This is a genomic window from Paracoccus zhejiangensis, from assembly GCF_002847445.1.
GTDB lineage: Bacteria > Pseudomonadota > Alphaproteobacteria > Rhodobacterales > Rhodobacteraceae > Paracoccus > Paracoccus zhejiangensis.
Genome location: NZ_CP025430.1, coordinates 2,888,950 through 2,909,684, shown reverse-complemented (window position 1 = coordinate 2,909,684; position 20,735 = coordinate 2,888,950). Strand labels below are relative to the sequence as shown.

The following is a 20,735-nucleotide window of genomic DNA, read 5'->3' as shown; positions in this document are numbered from 1 at the left end:
CGGGCAGGATAGCGGTTTTCGCGTCCCTGCCCATTGACGTTCCCGCGAGACAATCTCGCGCCTTACCCTAGGGGGCCATTCCCACCACGAATGCGAGCCGCTAGAACCCGTGACATGGAGACGCTTGCCACCCTGACCGCCGACGAGGCGATGACCTCGGCCCTTGCCCGGATGCTGGCCGCCCAGCTGCGCCCCGGCCAGATGATCCTGCTCGATGGCCCGGTCGGTGCGGGCAAGACCCATTTCGCCCGCGCCTTCATTCAGGCCCGGCAGGGCGATTATGCCGAGGATGTCCCGAGCCCGACCTTTACGCTGGTCCAGACCTATGCCGACCCGATGGGGACCGAGATCTGGCACGCGGATCTTTACCGGCTGGGGGACATGTCGGAACTGGACGAGCTGGGGCTGGACGAGGCGATGACCGAGGCGATCACCCTGATCGAATGGCCCGACCGCATGGGCCGCGCGCCCGAGGATGCGCTGTGGCTGCGGCTGGCGAATGATGGTCCTGATCTGCGCGCGATCTCGCTGCATGGCCGGGCCGAGGACTGGCCCGATCTCGCCCGCGCGGTGGAACGGGCGCAGTTTGTAAATCAGGCGGGCTGGGGTGACGCGCGGGTCATCCCGCTGGCCGGCGATGCCTCCGCCCGGCGCTATTTCCGGCTGGTTCGGGGTGACGAAACCGCCGTGCTGATGGATGACGCCCCGCCGGGCAGCATCGCAGCTTACCTCGCCATGACCGGCTGGCTGCGGGAGCGCGGCTTTCTGGCGCCCGAGGTGCTGGCCGAGGATGCTGCTGCCGGACTGCTGCTGATGCAGGATCTGGGCGACGATCTGGTCGCGCGTGTGCTCGAGCGCGCGCCAGATATGGCCGAGCCCATTTATGCCCGCATCACCGATCTGCTCGTCGATCTGCACCGGCACCAGCCGCCTGCGGTCATGTCCCTCGACGGCCCGGAACTCGCCCGGCAGGTCGGGATGTTCGCCGACTGGTATCCGGAGGCCGTGGGGATGGACCCTGCTCCCGCGCTGGCCATTGCCGGGATCATCGAGGACCTGCACGCAGAGCTTTGTGCCGATCTGCCCCCTGTCCTGTCCCTGCGCGATTTCCACGCCGAGAACCTGATCTGGCGAGGCGAGGCGCCGCTTGGCCTCCTCGATTTCCAGGACGCGGTGGCCTGCCATCCGGCCTATGATCTGGTCTCGGCGCTGCAGGACGCGCGGCGGGACGTGGACCCGGCGATCGAGGCCGCGATGATCCGTCGCTATCTGGACGCGACCGGGCTCAATGCAAACCGATTTGCTGCCGCCTATGCGCTGCTCGGCGCGCAGCGGAACCTGCGGATCATGGGGATCTTCGCCCGGCTGGCGCTGCGCGACGGCAAGACCCGTTATCTGGCCTTCATGCCGCGGGTCTGGGCCTATGTCCTGCGTGATCTGGCCCATCCCGCCCTTGCGCCCTTGGCCGCAATCGTGAAGTCTTTCCCCGCACCCACGCCCGAGATCACCGACAGGATCGCCGCCCGATGCCAGACGCCCGTCCGCTGACGCCCTTGATGCTGTTCGCGGCGGGGCTGGGCACACGCATGCGCCCGCTGACCGACAGCCGCCCGAAACCGCTGATCGAGGTCGGCGGCCAGACGCTCTTGGACCGCGCGCTGGATCTCGCCCGCGCTGGCGGGGCCGGGCCGGTGGTGGTGAATACCCATTACCTCGGCCAGATGATCGCCGATCACCTCTCCGGTCAGGATGTGGCGATCAGTGACGAGGCGGATCTGATCCTCGAAACCGGCGGCGGGCTGAGAAAGGCGCTGCCGCTGCTGGGTCAGGGGCCGGTGCTGACACTGAACCCCGACGTGATCTGGCGAGGGGCGAACCCGGTGGCTGCCCTGCGCGCGGCCTGGGACCCCGCACGGATGGATGCGCTGCTGATGCTGGTGCCCTTGGCGCAGACCCGTGGCCGGGTGGGCGCGGGCGATTTCAGCATCGGTGACGATGACCGGATCAGCCGCAAGGGCGATCTGGTCTATGGCGGGGTGCAGATGCTGAACCCCGACCGGCTGGCCGAGCTGACGGATCAGGTGTTTTCGCTGAACCTGCTCTGGGACCGGCTGATCCCCGAGGGCCGCGCCTTCGGGCTGATCCATCCCGGTGCGTGGTGCGATCTGGGCCGGCCCGAGACCATTCCCTTGGCCGAGGCGATGCTGAATGGCGGGTGAGTTCCCGCCCGGCCTCTACGCCCTGCCGCCGGGCGTCGATTTCGCCGGCGAATTCGTTGCCGGCTTCCTGCAGCGGATGGCGGGCCAGCCGCCAGAGGCCATGGCCCGCGCCACCATTTACGCCAATTCCGGCCGCACCCTGACGGCGCTGACCGAGGCGTTCGACGCAGCGGGGCCGCTGTTGCTGCCGCGCCTGCGCATCGTCACCGATCTGGGCGCGGGTCCGGCGGCCAGCCACGGCCCGCTGGCGGCGCCCCTCGCGCGGCGGCTGCAACTGGGGCGGCTGGTGGCGCATCTGCTGGACCAGCGGCCCGATCTGGGGGCGGGGCATTCCATCCCCGATCTGGCGCAATCGCTGTCGGAACTGATGACCGAGATGCAGACCGAGGGCTGCGGACCCGAGGCTTTGGGCCAGATCGATGCGGGCGAGCACGCCAAGCATTGGCAGAACGCGCTGGATTTCCTGCAGATCGCGGCGGGTTTCTATCTGGCCGCGCCGCCGCAGGATCGCCCCGCCCGCCAGCGTATGGCCGCCGAGGGCTTCGTGCGGCACTGGGCCGAGGGGCTGGACCTGCCGGATGGGCCGGTGATCGTCGCGGGCTCGACCGGCTCGCATGGGGCGACGCGGCTGTTCATGCAGGCGGTGGCGGCGCTGCCGAACGGTGCGGTGGTGCTGCCGGGCTTCGATTTCGACCAGCCGCAGGCGATCTGGGACGGGCTTGACGCTCATGCCGAGGATCACCCGCAGGCCCGCTTCGCACCGCTGATCCGGGCGGCGGGCTATCCGCAACGCTGGACCGACATGCCCGCCCCGGCACCGGCGCGAAATGCGCTTCTGTCGCTGGCCCTGCGCCCGGCGCCGGTCACCGACCAGTGGATCGCCGATGGCCCTGCGCTTGGCGATCTGACCCCGGCAACCGCCGACCTTACGCTGATCGAGGCCGAGACGCCGGGACAGGAGGCCGAGGCCATCGCCCTGATCCTGCGCAAGGCGGTCGAGGACGAACAGCCGATGACGCTAATTTCGGCCGATGGCGGGCTGGTGCGCCGGGTGGCGGCGGCGCTGGACCGCTGGCAGATCGTGCCCGACAACAGCGCCGGCCAGCCGCTGAGCCTGACGGCTTCCGGCCTGTTCCTGCGACAGGTGGCGCAACTCTTCGGCCAGCCGCTGACCATCGATGCGCTTCTGGCGCTGCTGAAGCACCCGGTCACCGGGACCGGCTCGGAAACCCTTGGCCGCAATGACCAGCTGCGCCTGACCCGCGACCTGGAACTGAAGCTGCGCCGCGAGGGGCCGGTCTTTCCGGGTGGCGAGGCGCTGCGCAACTGGGGCGCCAAGGGCGACGAGACCCGAAAACTCTGGGCCGACTGGCTCGCGGCAATGCTGGACCGGATCGAGCCGCTGGCCCGTGACCGTGCGCCGCGACCGCTAGTCGATCGGGTCCGCGACCATCTCGATCTGGCCCGCGCACTGGCCGCCGGTCCGGGGGGCGATGACGAGGTCTCGGTGCTCTGGGCCAAGGATCCCGGCGGCAAGGCCCGGGCGCTGATGCTGCACCTGCTGGACCATGCCGCCGCCGGTCCGCCGATGCGGCCGGGCGATTTCGCCGATCTTCTCTTCAGCGAGATGCACGCGCAGGCGGTTCGGGTCGATCTGATCTATCACCCGCTGGTGCGCTTTCGCGGCCCGCGCGAGGCGCGCACCCATGCCCATGGCGCGGTGATCCTGGCCGGGCTGAACGAGGGCGGCTGGCCGCAATCGCTGTCGCCCGACCCGTGGCTGTCGCGGCAGATGCGGCTGGATGCCGGCCTGACCCTGCCCGAGCGCCGCATCGGCCTTGCCGCCCATGACTTCCAGCAGGGCATGGGGGCGGAAAGCGTCATCCTGACCCGCGCCCGGCGGGATGATACGGCGGAAACCATCCCCTCGCGCTGGCTGAACCGGCTGACGAACCTGCTGGACGGTTTGCCGGATCAGGGCGGCAAGGACGCGCTGCGGGCCATGCGGCAACGCGGCCAGCACTGGCTGGATCTGACCACCGCACTGGCCCGGCCCGAGACCCGCGAGACCCCGGCCCCGCGTCCCGCGCCGATTCCGCCGGCCCCGGCGCTGAGCGAACTGTCGGCCACCGATGTCTCGCGCCTGATCCGCGATCCCTATGCCATCTACGCCAAGCGGGTGCTGGGCCTTGCGTCGCTCGACCCGTTGCGCCCCGAGCCCGATGCCCTGCTGCGCGGCACCGTCTTGCACAGCATCGTCCAGAAGCTTCTGGAAAGCCGCCCGACCGCTGACACCGCGCCCGAGGAACTCCGCGCGCGCCTGCTGGAGATCGCCGCCACGGTGCTGGAGGCCGAGGTGCCCTGGCCCTCGGCCCGGGCCTTCTGGCTGGCGCGGATCACCGGCATTGCCGATCAGCTGGTCACTGATGAACTGGCGCGGCTGGCGCAGGGCGAGCCCAAGGTCATCGAACGCAAGCGCGAGATGACCGTGGCCGATACCGGGTTGAAGCTGACCGCCAAGCCGGACCGGATCGACCTGCTGCAGGACGGGCGGGCGATGGTCTATGACTACAAGTCGGGCGCCCCCCCATCCCAGAAGGATATCCTCGCCAGCGAGAAGCAATTGCTGCTGGAAGCCGTCATGGCCACCGATGGCTCCTTCGACCAGATCGGCCCGGTCGAGGTGGCGGGGATCAGCTATATTCAGCTGGGCGGCGACGGTAAGACCCATGCCCGCAGCCTGCCCGATGACCTGAAAGGCGAGTTCTGGGATCATTTCGTCGCGCTGATCCGCGCTTACCTGTCGGGCGAGGTCGGCTTTGCGGCGCAGCGCGCCGGCGATCCGGGCCGCTTTGGCGGCGATTACGACCATCTGGCGCGGCTGGGGGAATGGGATCTCTCGGACGCCGCCCGCCCGGAGAAGGTGGGCGAGGATGGATGAGGCGACCCGCAATCAGGTCGGCTCTGCCGATCCCGCCGCCTCGACCTGGCTGACGGCCAATGCCGGTTCGGGCAAGACCCGGGTGCTGACCGACCGGGTGGCGCGGCTGCTGCTGCGCGGCACAAGGCCCGAGCGCATCCTGTGCCTGACCTATACCAAGGCCGCCGCGACCGAGATGCAGAACCGGCTGCTGCGCCGTCTGGGGGAATGGGCGATGCTGCCCGAGGACGAGCTGCGCCGGGCGCTGGCCGATCTGGGCGAGGCCGGCAGCGCCGATCTGACCGAGGCGCGGCGGCTGTTCGCGCTCGCCATCGAGACGCCGGGCGGGCTGAAGGTGCAGACCATCCACAGCTTCTGCGCCGCGCTGCTGCGCCGCTTTCCGCTGGAGGCCGGGGTGCCGCTTGGCTTTGCCGAACTGGATGACCGCAGCGCCAGGGTGCTGAGGGCCGAGATTGTCGAGGAAATGGCCGAGGAGATGCATCCGGCCATCGCCGACCTGACCGCTTTGCATGGCGGGCATGATCTCGACGGTTTTGTCAGGGCACTGCCGCCGGGCGCGGCGGAGGCCCCGCCGGATCAGGCGGCGCTTTGGGGGGCGCTGGGGCTGGCGGCGGGGGCAGATGAGGAGAGCCTCATGGCCGCGGTCTTCAGCGGGGACGAGCGGGACCTCATCGGCGCGCTGATCCCGCTGATGCGGGGCAGCAACAAGACCGATACCGGCACAGCCGAGCGGCTGGCCGTCCATGACTGGGACCAGCCGGACATGGCGGCGCTGGCGACGCTCTGCGATGTGATGCTCTACAAGTCGGGCGAGAATGCCGGGACGGCGAAGCTGGGCAAGTTCCCCGCCGTGGGGTTGCAGCGCGGCGCGGCGGCCGGGCTGATGCCCGATCTCGAGGAGCTGATGGAGCGGGTGCAGGATGCGCGCGGCCAGATGATCGCCCTCGCCTCGGCCCGGCGCACGCTGGCGCTGCACCGCTTTGCCCATGAATTCGCTCGCCGCTATGACGCCCGCAAGCTGGCCCATGGCTGGCTGGATTTCGAGGATCTGATCAGCCGTGCGGCGGGGCTGTTGTCGGAATCCAGCATGGCGCAATGGGTGCTGTGGCGGCTGGATGGCGGGATCGACCATATCCTTGTCGACGAGGCGCAGGATACCAGCCCCGAGCAATGGCGGGTGATCGCGCGGCTGACCGATGAATTCACCAGCGGCGCGGGGGCGGTGCCGCGCGAACGGACGCTGTTCGTGGTGGGTGATCCGAAACAGTCGATCTATTCCTTCCAGGGCGCCGATGTGGCGGTGTTCGAGGACCGACGTGACCGCTTTGCCGAAGCCTTCGCTGCGGTCGACGCGCCGATGCAGCGGCGGGAACTGCTGCATTCCTTCCGCTCGTCGCCGGCGATCCTGCGGCTGGTCGATGCGGTCTTCGAGGGCGAGGCGGCGGTGGGGCTGGGCGAGGGCGCGCGCCATATCGCCTTTCACGAGGGCCTGCCTGGTCGGGTGGACATCTGGCCGCCGGTCATGGAACCCGAGGCCGAGGAACCGCCGGACTGGTGGCAACCGGGCGACGCGCCGGTGCCGCCCTCGGCCGAGACATTGCTGGCCAAGGCCATCGCTGCCCAGATCAAGGCCATTCACGGCACGCCCTTCCACGATATCCGCCAGCGCTGCGTGCGGCCGCTGGATTACGGCGATGTGCTGATCCTCGTGCAGGGCCGCAAGGGCAAGGGCCTGTTCGACGAGATCATCCGGGCCTGCAAGGCCGCGAACCTGCCCATCGCCGGGGCCGACCGGCTGAAGCTGGCCGCCGAACTGGCGGTGCGCGACGTCCGCGCCGTGCTGTCGGTGCTGGATACGCCCGAGGACGACCTGTCGCTGGCCGCCGCTTTGCGCTCGCCGCTGTTCGGACTGACCGAAGATGCGCTTTACCGGCTGGCGGCGGGACGCAAGCGCGAATTCCTGTGGGAGCGGCTGCGCAAATCCGATCACGCCGAGGCGCATGAGGTCTTGGGTGACCTGATGGCGCAGGCGGGATTCATGCGCCCCTATGACCTGATCTCGCGCCTGCTGATCCGTCATGGCGGACGGGCGCGGCTGCTGGCGCGGCTGGGGCAGGAGGCCGAGGATGGCATTGCCGAACTGCTGTCGCAGGCACTGGCCTATGAGACGGTCGAGACGCCGACGCTGACCGGCTTTCTGGTCTGGCTGACTGGCGATGATGTCGAGGTGCGCCGGCAGGCCGGCAGCGGCGAGGGCGGGCTGATCCGGGTGATGACGGTGCATGGCGCCAAGGGGCTGGAAAGCCCGCTGGTGATTCTGCCCGACACCGCCAAGCGCCGCCCGCCGGGCGATCGCTATACCATCGCCCTGCCCGACGGCCCGACCGTCTGGCGCGGCCGACAGGGCCAGCGCAGCGAGCCGGTCGAGGATGCGGTTGCCGCCCAGACCGCGCGGGCCGAGGAGGAACGGCGGCGGCTGCTTTATGTCGGGCTGACGCGGGCGGAAAGCTGGCTGATCGTCGCTGCGGCGGGCGACACCGGCGCGGGGCTGGACAGCTGGCACGCCATGGTTTCGGACGGGACCGAACGCGCCGGGCTGGAGCAGAGCGCGATTGAGATCGAGGGGGTCGGGACAGCGCAGCGGCTGAGTTTCGGCGATTGGCCCGCCGAGGCCGAGGCGGAGAAAACCCCCGAGGTAACGGCCATCTCCCTGCCAGACTGGAGCAAGACCAGACCGCCCAACCCCTCCCGCCTGCCGCAACCCGTCGCCGCGACGGCGCTTGGCGGGGCCAAGGCCATCGGCACAGGCGGCAGTGGCGAGGAGGCCGACCGGGACACCGCCATGCTGCGCGGCACAAGGCTGCATCTGTTGTTGGAACATCTGCCGGGATCGGCCGCGGAAGACTGGCCCGCCATCGCCCGCGCGGCACTGGCCGGGGCCGAGGGTGGCTTGCCCGATGTCGCCGAGATGGCCGACCTCTTGGCCGAGGCCGAGGCGGTCATCGGCGCGCCCGATCTGGCGGCGGTCATGACCCCGGAGCCGGACGAGACCGTGCTGACCGAAGTGGGTCTGACTGCCCCCCTGCCCGGGATCGGCATCCTGCATGGCAGCATCGACCGGCTGATCGTCGGGTCCGAGCGAGTGCTGGCCGTCGATTACAAATCGAATGTTGAGGTGCCCGCCGATCCGGCCCAGACACCGCTGGGGATCCTGCGGCAGATGGCAGCCTATCGTGCGGCGCTGCGGCTGATCTATCCCGGCCACCGCGTCGAGGCGGCGGTGCTGTGGACGGCGACTCGCAGCCTGATGCCGCTGCCCGATGCGGTGCTGGATGAGGCCAGCACGGCCCTTGACCCGGTGCCGCCGCGACCCTAGCTGTCAAGGCAGACCCCTTTCGCCGGCCCTGCCGGCACCCAAAGCTCAAGGAGCAAGAACATGGCAACCAGCCCCGTCACCGACGCCCAGTTCGACGCCGAGGTCCGCAAGGCCGATACCCCGGTCCTGGTGGATTTCTGGGCCGAATGGTGTGGCCCCTGCAAGCAGATCGGCCCGTCGCTGGAAGAGTTGTCGGAAGAATATGCCGGCAAGATCAAGATCGTGAAGGTGAACGTGGACGAAAACCCCGACACCGCCGCCGGTCTGGGCGTGCGCGGGATTCCGGCGCTGTTCATGTTCAAGGATGGCGAAGTCATCTCGAACCGCATGGGCGCCGCGCCCAAGGCCGCGCTGAAGAACTGGATCGAAGAGTCGATCTGATCGGCTGACCGGTCGTCATCGAAACGCCGTCGGAAGAAATTCCGGCGGCGTTTTGTTTTGGTCGATCCGAACACCCCACCCGATGCGCGGGCTACAAGCGCGCCGGGCAAGCGCGTGCCCGTTCCCTTTACTCCGACAGCGCCAGTGGCGGCGTCCTGCCGCTCTCCTCGAGGTTCCAGACCGCCTGCCAGCGCCCGGCCTTGCGGTCCAGCGTCAGGTAATTCCGCTGCGAGATATAGCGCTGCTTCTGGCCCGGCAGGAACAGGTTGCGGATCGGATGCTCTTTCAGTGGCGCCTCGCCCAGGTAGGCCAGCATCCCCAGCGCCCGGCCATAGGCCTTGGGCGGCGCGCGATGCGAGATGCCCGAGGCGACCAGCTGGTGGATCAGGCTTTCGCGGGGCAGCATCTCGGCGCGGGTGGCCACGTGGATCTCGCCCGAGACGACCGTCAGCGGCCCGGCCTCGCGCAGGCGCAGGACCGCGCGCTGCATCCGCCGCCACTCGGCCCGGTGGGCGCGGCTTTGCCACTGGTCGCGCAGGTCATCCTCGTAATGCTGCATCTTCGGGATCACCTGCAGCAGCCGCTCGATCAGCGACAGGCGCGGCCCCAGCAGCGGCACGCTGGAGACCATGATGGTCTGGCCCGCGCGCGGCTCCAGCGCGTCGAAGGCCTGCCATCCCGCAGGACCCATGATCCGCCGCCGCGTGCGCTCGGACCTGAGGTCAGGACCTATCAGCGTCAGGTCGGGCAGATACCGCACCCAGCCGAGGCTGGTGCCATGCGGATCGGTGAAGAGGTCGGGAATATCGGCTTCCGTCGCCGCGTGCTGGAACAAGAGATACATCTCGCGCGCCACGTCGAAGAGGGTCTGGCCGACGGCGGAATTCGCCAGGTCATCGGCCAGTGAGCCCCAGCCGTCGCAGATGTCGTGATCGTCCCAGACCGACAGGCTGGGCACCTGCGCGGCGATCCGGGCATAGGCCTCGGCCGACAGCACCATCAGGTAACGCTCGGTGAACCGCCGCCGCAGATAGGCGCGCAGGTCGTCAAGCTGTGCCTGTGTGGCCGTGTCCGGTGCGTAATCGGGCCAATCCTCGGTCAGGTCATGGCCCTGCGTCACCTCGTCGGCATAGATCTGGTCGCCCCCCTGCAGCATCAGCGCGAAAGGCTGTTCGGCATGTTCCGCCGCAAGACGGTCCCACATGGCGTTGCGCTCGGGCGCGTCGCGGTCGAGATCACCGTTTTCCTCGCCGTTGCAGGAGACGAAGGCAATGCGCATGTCGCTGCTCAGGTCGGTGATGACCGGATATTCGCGCCCCTCGAAACGATAGCCGCGATCGTCAGCGCCAAGCGCGAAATCGAAGCGCCAGAGCTGGAAACCGTCGACCTGCCCCAGCGGTTTCGGCGCGATCTCGCCACCCGACGCGAGAAGCGGGTCCGGCGTGCCTGCGGATGCGGGCCGTCCGACCAGTGCCGCCAGATGGAGGCGATCCGCCTCGTGACGGCGGAAATAGAGCACGGGGCCAAAGGCCGGATCGGCGAACGCAGTCGTCAAGGGGATGTCCTGTCATCTGTATCGGGGTGCAGGTAAGGCTGATAACGCCCATTCCAAAGGGCGGTTCAACCCGCTGTGATGAATTTGGGCTCAGGCGGGCGGTGCAACCGGCCATCCGCCGCGGGCAAGCGCGGCGGCGATCCGCCGATCCGCATCGGGCGCCGACATGTTGATGGCGTTCATCTGCAGGAACCAGAAGAGGTAGCGGGCGAAATCCGGGCGGTGATCGTGCGCGGCGGCCAGCGCGGCCTCGACCCCCAGATCGGCGACCTTCAAGCCGATATGGTGAAAATCGACCTGCGCGAACAGAACGGCAGGCTTGCCAAGGATAAACCCGTCGAAGGCCACGGCGCTGTTCTGGGTGACTACAAAGGCGCAATCGCGCAGCAGCGCCGCCGTCTTGCCGCCGACGGTCAGGTTGGGATGCCTTGTGGCGAGCGCCTCCAGCGCCGCGCGATCCTCGGGGCTATAGTTCTCCCGTGGATGCAGGGTCGCCACGCAGGGACGGCCGGACTGGGCCACGCGGGCGACCATGTCCAGCGGCGAGAGGGTCTGGAACGAGCGGGTCTCGGCGATGCGTCCCTGAAGCGGGATCAGCACCGGACCATCGCGCCGCGGGGCCGGCCCCGGCAGGACACGGGCGGCAAGTCGGGACAGGAAGTTCTGGGCTGTGGCGGGATCGATCGCGTCGGGTGAAAACGCTGCCTCGGCCACCGGCCAGCGCCAGCGTTCGGCCACCTGCTCGATGCGCCAGAAGGGATAGTGATAGGCGCGGCGAAAGGTCAGGGCGAGGTCATGCGTCGGCTTTTCCATATGGAACAGCGCATAGCCGGGCTGATCCGGTGCTGCCTCGCGCGCGGCCTCGCCCGAGGGCAGGATCTGCACGCGCCAGCCCTGCCCCTCCAGCAACCGGGTCAGGCGCTGCAGGAAATTCACCTTGCCACGACGCGCATTGCCCAGCATCGGCTGGTGCAGGTAGAGGCGCAGATCAAGCGGTTCGGGCATGGTCCGTCATGGCTTTGGAGGGCCGGGTCGGCCCCCTCAATGCCATGCTTTCCGCGTGTCGACCAGCAGCGCGGCTTGCGAAGCCGGGTCCGCGCCCATATTTCAGCCCCAAGAGATACGGAGGCCCCTGATGGCGGAAGACAAGTTTCCCGGCTGGCACGGCACCACGATCCTTGCGGTCAAGCGTGGCGGCAAGGTGGTCGTGGCAGGTGACGGGCAGGTCAGCGTCGGCCAGACGGTGATGAAGGGCACGGCGCGCAAGGTGCGCCGGCTGACGCCCGGCGGGCGCGACGTGGTGGTGGGCTTTGCCGGCTCGACCGCCGATGCCTTTACCTTGCTGGAGCGGCTGGAGAAGAAGTTGGAATCCGCGCCCGGCCAGTTGCAGCGCGCCTGCGTCGATCTGGCCAAGGACTGGCGCACCGACAAGTACCTGCGCAACCTGGAGGCCATGCTGATCGTCACCGATGGGGCGCAGATCTATGTCGTCACCGGCGCGGGCGATGTGCTGGAACCGGAACATGACGTGGCCGCCATCGGATCGGGCGGGAATTTCGCCCTGGCCGCGGCCCGCGGGCTGATGGAGGGCGACCTGGATGCCGAGGCCGTGGCCCGGAAGGCCATGGCGATCGCGGCGGATATCTGCGTCTACACCAATGGCAAGCTGACGGTGGAAGTGCTGGAAGGCTGACGGGGCGCTGCCCCCTCGGCCCGTTCCGGGCCTCACCCCCGGGATATTTGAACGAAAGAGAAAGCCTGCGAGGCCTGACATGACCGACCTGACCCCCCGCGAAATCGTCTCGGAGCTGGACCGCTTCATCATCGGGCAGAAAGATGCCAAGCGTGCCGTCGCGGTGGCGCTGCGCAATCGCTGGCGGCGGAAGCAGCTGGGCGATGACCTGCGCGACGAAGTGTATCCGAAGAACATCCTGATGATCGGGCCGACCGGAGTCGGCAAGACCGAGATCAGCCGGCGGCTGGCGAAACTGGCCAATGCGCCCTTCATCAAGGTCGAGGCGACCAAGTTCACCGAGGTGGGCTATGTCGGCCGTGACGTGGAGCAGATCATCCGCGACCTGACCGATGCCGCGCTGATCGAGACGCGCGAGCGGATGCGCGAGGATGTGAAGGCCCGCGCCCACAGCTCTGCCGAAGAACGGGTGATCGAGGCGCTGGCCGGCAAGGATGCCCGCGACGGCACCCGTCAGATGTTCCGCGACAAGCTGAAGCGGGGCGAGCTTGATGACACCATCATCGAGCTCGAGGTGCAGGACAACTCGAACCCGCTCGGCATGATGGACATTCCCGGCCAGCCCGGTGGCATGGGCGGGATGATGGATCTGTCGGGGCTGATGAAGGCCTTTGGCGGGCGGCGGGTGCGGCGCAAGGTGACGGTGGCCGAAAGCTATGAGCTGCTGATCGCCGAAGAGGCCGACAAGCTTCTGGAAGATGACACGGTCAAGGCGGCGGCGCTGGAGGCGGTGCAAGAGAACGGCATCGTCTTCATCGACGAGATCGACAAGGTGGCCGCGCGCAGCGAGGCGCGGGGCGGCGAGGTCAGCCGCGAGGGCGTACAGCGCGACCTGCTGCCGCTGATCGAGGGCACCACGGTCAGCACCAAATACGGCCCGGTGAAGACCGACCATATCCTGTTCATCGCCTCGGGCGCCTTCCATGTGGCGAAACCCTCGGACCTTCTGCCGGAACTGCAGGGCCGGCTGCCGATCCGGGTCGAGCTGCGCGCCCTGACCGAGGCCGATTTCATCCGCATCCTGACCGAGACCGACAACGCCCTGACCCGGCAATATACCGCGCTGATGGCGACCGAGCAGGTGACGGTCAGCTTTACCGATGACGGCATTGCCGCGCTGGCCCGGATCGCGGCCGAGGTGAATGGCGCGATCGAGAATATCGGCGCACGGCGGCTTTATACCGTGATCGAGCGGGTGTTCGAGGACCTCTCGTTCACCGCACCTGACCGGGGCGGCGATACGGTCACCGTGGACGGCGCCTTTGTCGAAGAGCACCTGGGCGACCTGTCGCGCTCGACCGACCTGTCGCGCTATGTCCTCTAAGGGAACCGGCGCTGGGTCGCGGGTGTTGACCCTTCGCGCAGCATAGGGGTCGCCTTCATGGATTATGTCTTCGGCATCATCATCTTCTGTCTCGATGTCTGGGCCATCGCCTCGATCATCAACACCAATGAATCGACCGGGAAGAAGATCGTCTGGATCGCGATCGTGGCCATCCTGCCGGTGCTGGGGCTGATCATCTGGTGGTTCGCCGGACCGAAGGCGAATTACAACCGCTAGATTACCGGGGCTTCCCCGAATCCCGCACAACTGGCAAACTGATTTTCATCAGAAAATCGGGGGGCTTAGGCCATGCGCTGGATTGCTGTGTTGGGGGTTCTGGTGCTGGCGGCCTGCGGGCCGCGTGGTGAGGTGGTGGTTGATCGCGACGCCGGTTCTGTCGGGACGGTCGAGCGGATCTTCGTGGCGGGCAACCGCAACCCCGACAACCAGCCCGCGCGGGGGCTGAGCTTTCACCGCATCGACGTTTCGGTGCCGCCGGATCGCACGATGGGGACCGTGCGCTATCCGAAAACCGATGGCAAACCGGACCCGCGCCGCGAGTTCCTGGTGACCGCCGATGACCGGCTGGACGGGCCGCAGGGCTTTCGCGCCGCGATCGAGCGGGAACTGGCCGGGCGGCCGGTGCAGGAAAGCGACATCATCCTGTTCATCCACGGCTTCAACACCAGCTACGGCGAGGGCGTCTATCGCTATGCCCAGATCGCCCATGACCTGAAGTTTCCCGGCATCCGCACGCATTTCTCCTGGGTCTCGCATACCAAGGCACTGGCCTATGCAGCGGATAGGGACAGCCTGCTGTATTCGCGCGATGACCTGGTGACCACGATCCAGACACTGGCCGCCACGCGCGGGCACGGCAAGCTGATCCTCGTGGCGCATTCCATGGGGGCGGAGCTGTTGATGGAAAGCCTGCGGCAACTGGCGCTGACCGGGCGGCGCGATGTGCTGAAAGAGCTCGATGGCGTGGTGCTGCAGGCGCCGGACATCAACGTGAACGTGTTCCGGGCGCAGGCCAAGGCCATCGGCGATCTGCCGCAGCCCTTCTTCATCTTCACCTCGCAAAGCGACCGGGCGCTGCGCCTCTCGGCGCTGATCTCGAACCAGAGTCTGCGGCTGGGGACGCTGCAGGACCCGCGGGCGGTGGCCGATCTGGACGTGGTGCTGGTCGATGTCAGCCAGTTCAACACCGGCATCGGCCATTTCAACGCCGCCACCTCGCCGACGCTGATCCGTATCCTGTCCAGCGCGCAGGAGCTGGAGCGGATGTTCTCGGGCAATTACGGCAGCGCGCAGAACCCCTTCGGCGCGGCGGCGATCCGGGTGCAGCAGGCGGCGCAGATCGTGGTCTCGCCGTAAGGCCTATCGCCTCAGATAGCCGTGGTAAGGGTCTCCAAGCCGTTGGCGGCTAAAACCAAACTGCGGCTCGCTTCGACAGACATTAAGAAATGGTTACTCTATCCTTCGTCCAAGTCGCGCCCAGGGATTCAGGCCCCTACTAACCTGTTGTTTTTCGAGTCTTAATTTTAGTCCTTCGAATCAGCAGCTTAGCTTGCATTTGCCCGAGGGTTGTGCGACAATATGGAAAGGCCCGAGCGTGCTCGGGCCTTTGATTGGTGCCTGCGGCGGGATTCGAACCCGCAATCCGACCAGGGAGTCCGCTTGCAAAGCGGATGCGTTTACCGTTTCGCCACGCAGGCCTTGGCCTCGGACACGTTCCAGCGTGTTCGGGGCCTCATTCCAAGTCGTCCTCGTCTAAACCTTCGATAGCTAAAATTGTGTTGTTTGCTCGATATTTTCCTCGTCCGACTCTGCTGATTAGTCCTCGATCCCTCAGTTTTCGGAGCGTGTTAGAGGCATAGCGGTCGGAGATTCTCTCGCCGTGCTTTTCAAGTCTCTGCTGAAGATCACCAACCTGCCAAACCCTTTCGATGTCGGATCGAATGAACTCGATCAGCTTTCTCGCTGTCTCAGAGACGGCAATGGGATCACGCCCCTCATAATCGGCCGCTTCGATGAGTTGCCGCTTCCGCTCCGTGGATGGGAGCGCATCAATCAGGCTTCTAAGCGCCGCACGCAAGCTATCGCGTCTCGACACCAGCGCGTTCAGTTTTTGTTCCTCAATAGAAATCTCCTTCATCACGCCGGCCAACTCACGCTCCACGCCGCCGATGACTTCCTCTAAGTGATTCTTTTGCTTGGCTTCCAGAGTCATCTCAATCACCTCTACTCATCGATGACTATACGGTGATTCGACTGATGAGTCGAATCTTTCGGAGAGATTGGGCTCTATCGCCTCAGATAGACGTAATAGGCGCCCTCGCCGCCATGGCTGCGATGGGCGCCCTGCACCTGCTGGACGACGCCGGCCAGAGGCGCTTGGTGCAGCCAGATCGGCACATGATGGCGCAGCGCGCCGGGGCGGGTGGGCAGCGGGCCGTGATCGCCCCGGCCCTTGCCGGTGATGACCAGCACCAGCCGCTTGCCCGAGGCATGGGTCCTGAGGATGAAGCCCATCAGCTCGGGATGGGCCTCGGCCAGCGTCATGCCATGCAGGTCCAGCCGCGCCTCGGGGCGCAGCTTGCCCTGGCGCATCTTGCGGTGGGTCTTGGGGTCCATGCGCAGGGGATGCTGGTCCAGCCGCTCGGCCGGGGTGAGGCCGATCGCCTCGGCGGACACCGTGGCGCGCCGCGAGGTCTGGCCGACCCGGAAGGGCTGGACCTCGAAACGCTCAACGCCCCGCGGGACAGGGTCCGGGGCGGGGCGCGGGGTGACCGGCGGGGCCGGTTTCTTCAGCGTGGGATGCAGCGGCTTGGCCGTGCGGGCGACGCGCGACCAGATCTCCTGATCCTCGCTCGTCAGCCCGCGCTTTCGTGTCATCAGCCGGTCGCGACCAGTTGCCAGTTCGGGTCGTCCTGACCCATCCGGCGCGCGAAGGTCCAGACATCGCGCTGCTTGCGCGCGGCCTTCGGATCGCCATCGACCACCGCGCCGGTGGCATCACGGGTGACCGCGATCATCTCGCCCACGAAGCGGACCGAAACCTCGCCCTCGCTGGTCGCGGGATCGAAATTCGCACCGGCCAGCGCGGTTTCGCGCGTGCCCAAGAACTGTGCCTCGACCGTCTGGCCCTGCGACTTGCGCTGGTCGATCACCGACTGGAAGGCCTCGGCGACATTCTCGCCAAGGAAGGGCCGCACGTCGGATAGATCGCCGCGCTCGAAGGCCATCAGGATCATCTCATAGGCACCCTTGGCGCCCGAGAGGAACTCGCCCACACCAAAGCCCGGCTCGGCCCGTTTCATCTGCGCCAGAGCCAGCGCCGCGGGGCTGCCGGCCTCGGCATGATCGGCGATATCGTTGTCGACCTGATCGGCGCTGCCCTCGATCACCTCGAAGCGGCGCGAGCCGGCGGGCGGGGTTTCGACCTTGGGCGGCTCGTAGCCGTCGCGCGTGCCCAGGACGTTCCGCAGCCGCAGGATCAGGAAGATGGCGATCCCGGCCAGAACAAGCAGCTGGATCAGCGAGTTGGACATGCGTTCGACCTCAATTCTCGGACAGGGCGGTTGGTATGGGCGTCTTGTGCTATTATGTAGGTGCTGGGGGTCGCCAAGTCCAGTTTCCGAGACCCCTCAAGGGAGTTTCGTCATGTGGCTTTTCTGGCTGTTCATCGCCATTCCGATCATCGAGATCGCGCTGTTCATTCAGGTCGGCGGCCTGATCGGGCTTTGGCCCACGCTGGCGCTGGTGCTGCTGTCCGCCGTGATCGGCACGGCCTTGATGCGCAGTCAGGGAACCAAGGCCTGGATTGAGATCCAGCGCAGTTTCAACGAATTGCGCGATCCGACGGCGCCGATTGCCCATGGCGCGATGATCCTTCTGGCCGGGGCGCTGCTGGTGACGCCCGGATTTTTCACCGATACGCTTGGCATCCTGCTGCTGATCCCCGGCTTCCGTAGCTGGGCGATGGGCCAGATCGGCAAGCGCGTGCAGGTCACGCGCGTCGGCATGGGTCCGCAGCGCCCGCACGAGCCGCATCGCCCTCCCTATGACGATGGCGTGATCGATGCCGATTATGTCGTCGAGCCTGACGATTTGCCGCAGGCGCCCCCGCGTTCCGGCCCCCGTCCGCCCTCGGGCTGGACGCAGCATTGAGGCCCGGGAAAGCTGCTGCTAGAACCTCGGCCAGACCGGGTCGGTGATCCGTATCGATTTCAGCTGATGAGGAGCCAGAACCATGGCCGATGAAACCAACAACGCCGCCACTGCAGAACCCCAGGCCGCCGCTGCCCCGCAGCCGGTGAAGATGCAGATCCTCGCGCAGTTCATCCGCGACCTGTCCTTCGAGAACGTCGTCGCCCAGAAAGGCGCCCCCTCGGGCGAGGTCCAGCCCGAGATCAGCGTGCAGGTCAGCCTCGACGCCCGCAAGCGCGGCAGCGAGAACCAGTACGAGGTGCTGTCGAAATTCAAGGTGACCTCGGTCAATGGCAGCGACAAGCAGCCGCTGTTCCTGGCCGAGCTGGATTACGGCGGGGTCTTCAACATCGAGGGCGTGCCGGAAGACCAGCTGCACCCCTTCCTGATGATCGAATGCCCGCGGATGCTGTTCCCCTTCGTGCGCCGCATCATCTCGGACGTGACCCGCGATGGCGGATTCCCGCCCTTCAACATGGAGCCGGTCGATTTCGTCGCGCTCTACCGGCAGGAACTGACGCGCCGCGCCCAGGCTCAGGCGGCGCAGGCGCAGTCCGAAGGCCAGAAACTCTCCTGATCGCAGGGCAGGCCACGGATGGCCCGCACATCTTCACCGTCCCAACCCCGGGCCTGGCAGCGGATGCTGTCGGGCCGCAGGCTTGACCTGCTGGACCCGACACCCTTCGATATCGAGATCGAAGATATCGCCCACGGGCTGGCTTTCGTCGCGCGCTGGAACGGCCAGACGCGCGGTGATTGGGCCTATTCGGTGGCCGAACATTCGCTGCTGGTCGAGCAGATCTTTACCCGAATTCAATCTCCGGTTCATCCGCGCTGGCAGCTTGCAGCCTTGCTGCATGATGCGCCGGAATATGTAATTGGGGATATGATATCGCCGGTGAAATCTGCTTTGGGTTGCGAATATGGCGAATTGGACGAACGCCTCGCGGCGGCTATCCATCGCCGTTTCGGATTGCCGGCGGTTCTGCCTGCCTCGATCAAAAAGCAGATCAAGCAGGCAGATCGCATTTCCGCCTGGCTTGAGGCCGTTCAAATCGCGGGCTTTTCCGAAACCGAGGCCAACAGGCTTTTCAGGCCGCTGCCCGACAAAAGCTTCGCGGAGCTGCGTATCGCACCTCGCCCGCCCGCAGATGTGCGGGAAGGGATGCTGGCACGACATGCAGAATTGATCGCCGCGCTGGACAGCATGCCAGCCTGACCCAGTTCAGAACCCTCGGACAGATTGCAGAGATCAGCGGGGCCACGCCCTCAGATTCGCGGCCCGCAATCGATTTCAGATCAGCAAATCGTCCAGGGTCTTGCCCTTGTTGAGGCTCTCTTGAACCCAACGCGGTTTGCGGCCACGGCCCGTCCAGGTCATCGTCGGATCGCCGGGGTTCGAGTATTTCGGCGGCACCGTACCGGCGCGCTTCATCTTTCCGCCCGTCAGATCGGTCAGACTGAAACCATGTTCGCGCGCAACATTCTCGACGGCCGCCATCGCCTCGCGGCGCTTGCGGTCCTCGAACGAGCTGATCGCACGCTCTAGCCGCCCCTGAAGATCGCGCATCTCCTTAAGGGTCATCTTATCGAAGTTAATAGTCATTTTGTCGTCCATGTTTAACATATTCCGTCCCACCACTAATTAAATTAGCATAGGAAAGAATAGTTGCATATCGTATTTAGCGCGGCTCTCTTTTGGCAAGAATCCGCTGAAGCGTTCTACGATGCATGTGAAGACGACGTGCCGTTTCACTAATATTCCGGTCGCATTGCTCGTAAACCCGTTGAATATGTTCCCATCTCACGCGATCGGCGGACATCGGGTTCTCGGGCGGGGGTGGCAGAACTTCGCCAGCACTCAGCAGGGCGGCGGTAACTTCCGTTGCGTCAGCCGGCTTAGAAAGATAATCCGTCGCGCCCATTTTCACCGCCGCGACCGCCGTGGCGATGGCGCCATAGCCGGTCAGCACGATGATACGGGCATCGTCGCGCGACTCGCGCAGGGCCTCGACCACGTCCAGCCCGCTGCCATCCTCCAGCCGCAGGTCGATCACCGCATAGGCGGGCGGCGCGCTGCGGATTGCCTCCATCGCCTCGGCGACGCTGCGGGTGCTGATCGGGCGGAACCCGCGCTTTTCCATCGCCCGCGCCAGGCGGTTGACGAAATTCTCGTCGTCATCGACCAGCAGCAGCGACGGGTCGGCGCCGATCTGTTCCTGTAGATCCTGATTCACGGCAATACTCCTTACAGCAGGCGTCCGACTTGGGTCACTGAAGACGCGGTCAGGACGCGGCCTCGACGAAACAGGCGGTGCGCTCGGCAACCTCATCGGGCGATGCGTCACGACCAAAGAATTCGACCGTGCCGTGGCCAGGCAGAACAAGATACGTATTGGTCATATGGTCGACCAGATAATACTCCTTATCCTCCTCGTTATGCAGCTTGAAATAGTTCCGCCAGCCTTTCGAGACAGCCTGGATCTCCTCGTCGCTGCCGGTCAGGCCAACCATCGGGGTCGAGAATTGCTCGGTGAAGGTCTTCACCACCTCGGGCGTGTCCCGGGCCGGATCGACGGTGACGAACACGGGCTGAACTTCAATCCCGTTTTCGACGAGTAGTGCCGAGGCCTCGGCATTGCGGGCGCTGTCCAGCGGGCAGACATCGGGACAGAAGGTATAGCCGAAATAGAGAAGCGAGGGCCGATCAAAGACCTGCTTGTCGGTGACACGCTCTCCGGCGCCATTGGTCAGGGTAAATTCCGTGCCAAAGGCCTCCATTCCCCCCGAAACCACCGATTTCTGGCATTGCGCAAAATCGCCTGCGCCGGCATCGCGCGACATCCACAGGCCGCCAACGGCCAGTAATGCAACCGCCGCTGCGGTGCCGGCCAAAATCAGTTTCCGGTCCTTGTTCATGCCTGCTTCCGTCTTCGTCCAAATTAAAACGCGCGCATTGATCGCTTATCCGACC

The 20,735-nt window shown here is 66.4% G+C and carries 20 protein-coding genes and 1 tRNA gene; 12 read left to right on the top strand and 9 right to left on the bottom strand.

Translation table 11 applies throughout. The features are described from left to right. Positions 1 to 114 precede the first annotated feature (114 nt). From tsaE to trxA, 5 genes are read left to right on the top strand one after another with little or no spacing between them, the layout of a single operon-like run. Positions 115 to 1,548, top strand: coding sequence for a tRNA (adenosine(37)-N6)-threonylcarbamoyltransferase complex ATPase subunit type 1 TsaE (tsaE, locus tag CX676_RS13980; protein WP_101753171.1), 1,434 nt, complete (start codon positions 115 to 117; stop codon positions 1,546 to 1,548). Next, entirely contained in the window at positions 1,527 to 2,219 is a 693-nt protein-coding gene (locus CX676_RS13975) for a nucleotidyltransferase family protein (RefSeq protein ID WP_232816460.1), read from the top strand. The genes tsaE and CX676_RS13975 overlap by 22 nt, the downstream gene beginning before the upstream one ends. After that, positions 2,209 to 5,160, top strand: coding sequence for a double-strand break repair protein AddB (gene addB / locus CX676_RS13970; protein WP_101753170.1), 2,952 nt, complete (start codon positions 2,209 to 2,211; stop codon positions 5,158 to 5,160). The genes CX676_RS13975 and addB overlap by 11 nt, the downstream gene beginning before the upstream one ends. Then, a complete protein-coding gene (addA, locus tag CX676_RS13965) occupies positions 5,153 to 8,536 on the top strand; it encodes a double-strand break repair helicase AddA (RefSeq protein WP_101753169.1) in 3,384 nt (1,127 codons plus the stop codon). The genes addB and addA overlap by 8 nt, the downstream gene beginning before the upstream one ends. Before the next feature lie 60 nt (positions 8,537 to 8,596). After that, a complete protein-coding gene (gene trxA, locus CX676_RS13960) occupies positions 8,597 to 8,917 on the top strand; it encodes a thioredoxin (RefSeq protein WP_101753168.1) in 321 nt (106 codons plus the stop codon). A 127-nt stretch (positions 8,918 to 9,044) separates the two neighbouring features. Here trxA and CX676_RS13955 read toward each other — a convergent pair whose 3' ends face one another. Together CX676_RS13955 and CX676_RS13950 are read right to left on the bottom strand one after the other, a co-directional pair. Further along, on the bottom strand, positions 9,045 to 10,472 hold the full coding sequence (locus tag CX676_RS13955) for an alkaline phosphatase D family protein (RefSeq protein WP_101753167.1): 1,428 nt from the start codon (positions 10,470 to 10,472) through the stop codon (positions 9,045 to 9,047). Positions 10,473 to 10,562: 90 nt separating this feature from the next. Further along, positions 10,563 to 11,477 (bottom strand): hypothetical protein, encoded by a 915-nt coding sequence (locus CX676_RS13950; RefSeq protein WP_101753166.1) that lies wholly within the window; start codon positions 11,475 to 11,477, stop codon positions 10,563 to 10,565. 130 nt (positions 11,478 to 11,607) lie between these two features. Here CX676_RS13950 and hslV point away from each other — a divergent pair, with 130 nt between their 5' ends. From hslV to CX676_RS13930, 4 genes are all read left to right on the top strand, one after another. After that, positions 11,608 to 12,165, top strand: a complete 558-nt coding sequence (gene hslV, locus CX676_RS13945; protein ID WP_101753165.1) for an ATP-dependent protease subunit HslV — start codon at positions 11,608 to 11,610, stop codon at positions 12,163 to 12,165. Between the two features lie 79 nt (positions 12,166 to 12,244). Next, complete coding sequence (gene hslU / locus CX676_RS13940; RefSeq protein ID WP_101753164.1) at positions 12,245 to 13,549, top strand: ATP-dependent protease ATPase subunit HslU; 1,305 nt, start codon at positions 12,245 to 12,247, stop codon at positions 13,547 to 13,549. A 57-nt stretch (positions 13,550 to 13,606) separates the two neighbouring features. Next, positions 13,607 to 13,786, top strand: a complete 180-nt coding sequence (locus tag CX676_RS13935) for a PLD nuclease N-terminal domain-containing protein (RefSeq protein WP_101753163.1) — start codon at positions 13,607 to 13,609, stop codon at positions 13,784 to 13,786. 72 nt (positions 13,787 to 13,858) lie between these two features. Then, the gene (locus tag CX676_RS13930) at positions 13,859 to 14,926 is read left to right on the top strand and encodes an alpha/beta hydrolase (protein ID WP_101753162.1); all 1,068 of its coding nucleotides are present in this window, start codon (positions 13,859 to 13,861) and stop codon (positions 14,924 to 14,926) included. 255 nt (positions 14,927 to 15,181) lie between these two features. Here the strand turns inward: CX676_RS13930 and CX676_RS13925 are convergent. The 4 genes from CX676_RS13925 to CX676_RS13910 all read right to left on the bottom strand — a co-directional run bounded on the left by CX676_RS13925 (position 15,182) and on the right by CX676_RS13910 (position 17,103). Continuing rightward, positions 15,182 to 15,267 (bottom strand) — tRNA-Ala (locus CX676_RS13925). 35 nt (positions 15,268 to 15,302) lie between these two features. Then, positions 15,303 to 15,782, bottom strand: coding sequence for a hypothetical protein (locus CX676_RS13920; RefSeq protein ID WP_101753161.1), 480 nt, complete (start codon positions 15,780 to 15,782; stop codon positions 15,303 to 15,305). Positions 15,783 to 15,856: 74 nt separating this feature from the next. Beyond that, on the bottom strand, positions 15,857 to 16,447 hold the full coding sequence (locus tag CX676_RS13915; RefSeq protein WP_101753160.1) for a Smr/MutS family protein: 591 nt from the start codon (positions 16,445 to 16,447) through the stop codon (positions 15,857 to 15,859). Then, positions 16,447 to 17,103, bottom strand: a complete 657-nt coding sequence (locus CX676_RS13910; RefSeq protein ID WP_101753159.1) for a Tim44/TimA family putative adaptor protein — start codon at positions 17,101 to 17,103, stop codon at positions 16,447 to 16,449. Before CX676_RS13910 ends, CX676_RS13915 begins: the two co-directional genes overlap by 1 nt. Before the next feature lie 112 nt (positions 17,104 to 17,215). Between CX676_RS13910 and CX676_RS13905 the strand changes: the two genes are divergently transcribed. The 3 genes from CX676_RS13905 (at position 17,216) to CX676_RS13895 (ending at position 18,980) form a co-directional block, all read left to right on the top strand. Next, positions 17,216 to 17,722, top strand: coding sequence for an FxsA family protein (locus tag CX676_RS13905; RefSeq protein WP_101753158.1), 507 nt, complete (start codon positions 17,216 to 17,218; stop codon positions 17,720 to 17,722). An 82-nt stretch (positions 17,723 to 17,804) separates the two neighbouring features. Beyond that, the gene (gene secB / locus CX676_RS13900; RefSeq protein WP_101753157.1) at positions 17,805 to 18,338 is read left to right on the top strand and encodes a protein-export chaperone SecB; all 534 of its coding nucleotides are present in this window, start codon (positions 17,805 to 17,807) and stop codon (positions 18,336 to 18,338) included. Between the two features lie 18 nt (positions 18,339 to 18,356). Further along, positions 18,357 to 18,980, top strand: a complete 624-nt coding sequence (locus CX676_RS13895; protein WP_101753156.1) for an HD domain-containing protein — start codon at positions 18,357 to 18,359, stop codon at positions 18,978 to 18,980. 75 nt (positions 18,981 to 19,055) lie between these two features. Here the strand turns inward: CX676_RS13895 and CX676_RS13890 are convergent, their stop codons facing one another. The 3 genes from CX676_RS13890 to CX676_RS13880 form a co-directional block, all read right to left on the bottom strand. After that, positions 19,056 to 19,379 (bottom strand): H-NS histone family protein, encoded by a 324-nt coding sequence (locus CX676_RS13890; protein ID WP_332872934.1) that lies wholly within the window; start codon positions 19,377 to 19,379, stop codon positions 19,056 to 19,058. A gap of 64 nt (positions 19,380 to 19,443) precedes the next feature. Then, the gene (locus CX676_RS13885; RefSeq protein WP_157935937.1) at positions 19,444 to 19,998 is read right to left on the bottom strand and encodes an ActR/PrrA/RegA family redox response regulator transcription factor; all 555 of its coding nucleotides are present in this window, start codon (positions 19,996 to 19,998) and stop codon (positions 19,444 to 19,446) included. A 49-nt stretch (positions 19,999 to 20,047) separates the two neighbouring features. Continuing rightward, a complete protein-coding gene (locus tag CX676_RS13880) occupies positions 20,048 to 20,680 on the bottom strand; it encodes an SCO family protein (RefSeq protein WP_101753154.1) in 633 nt (210 codons plus the stop codon). Positions 20,681 to 20,735: the final 55 nt, after the last annotated feature.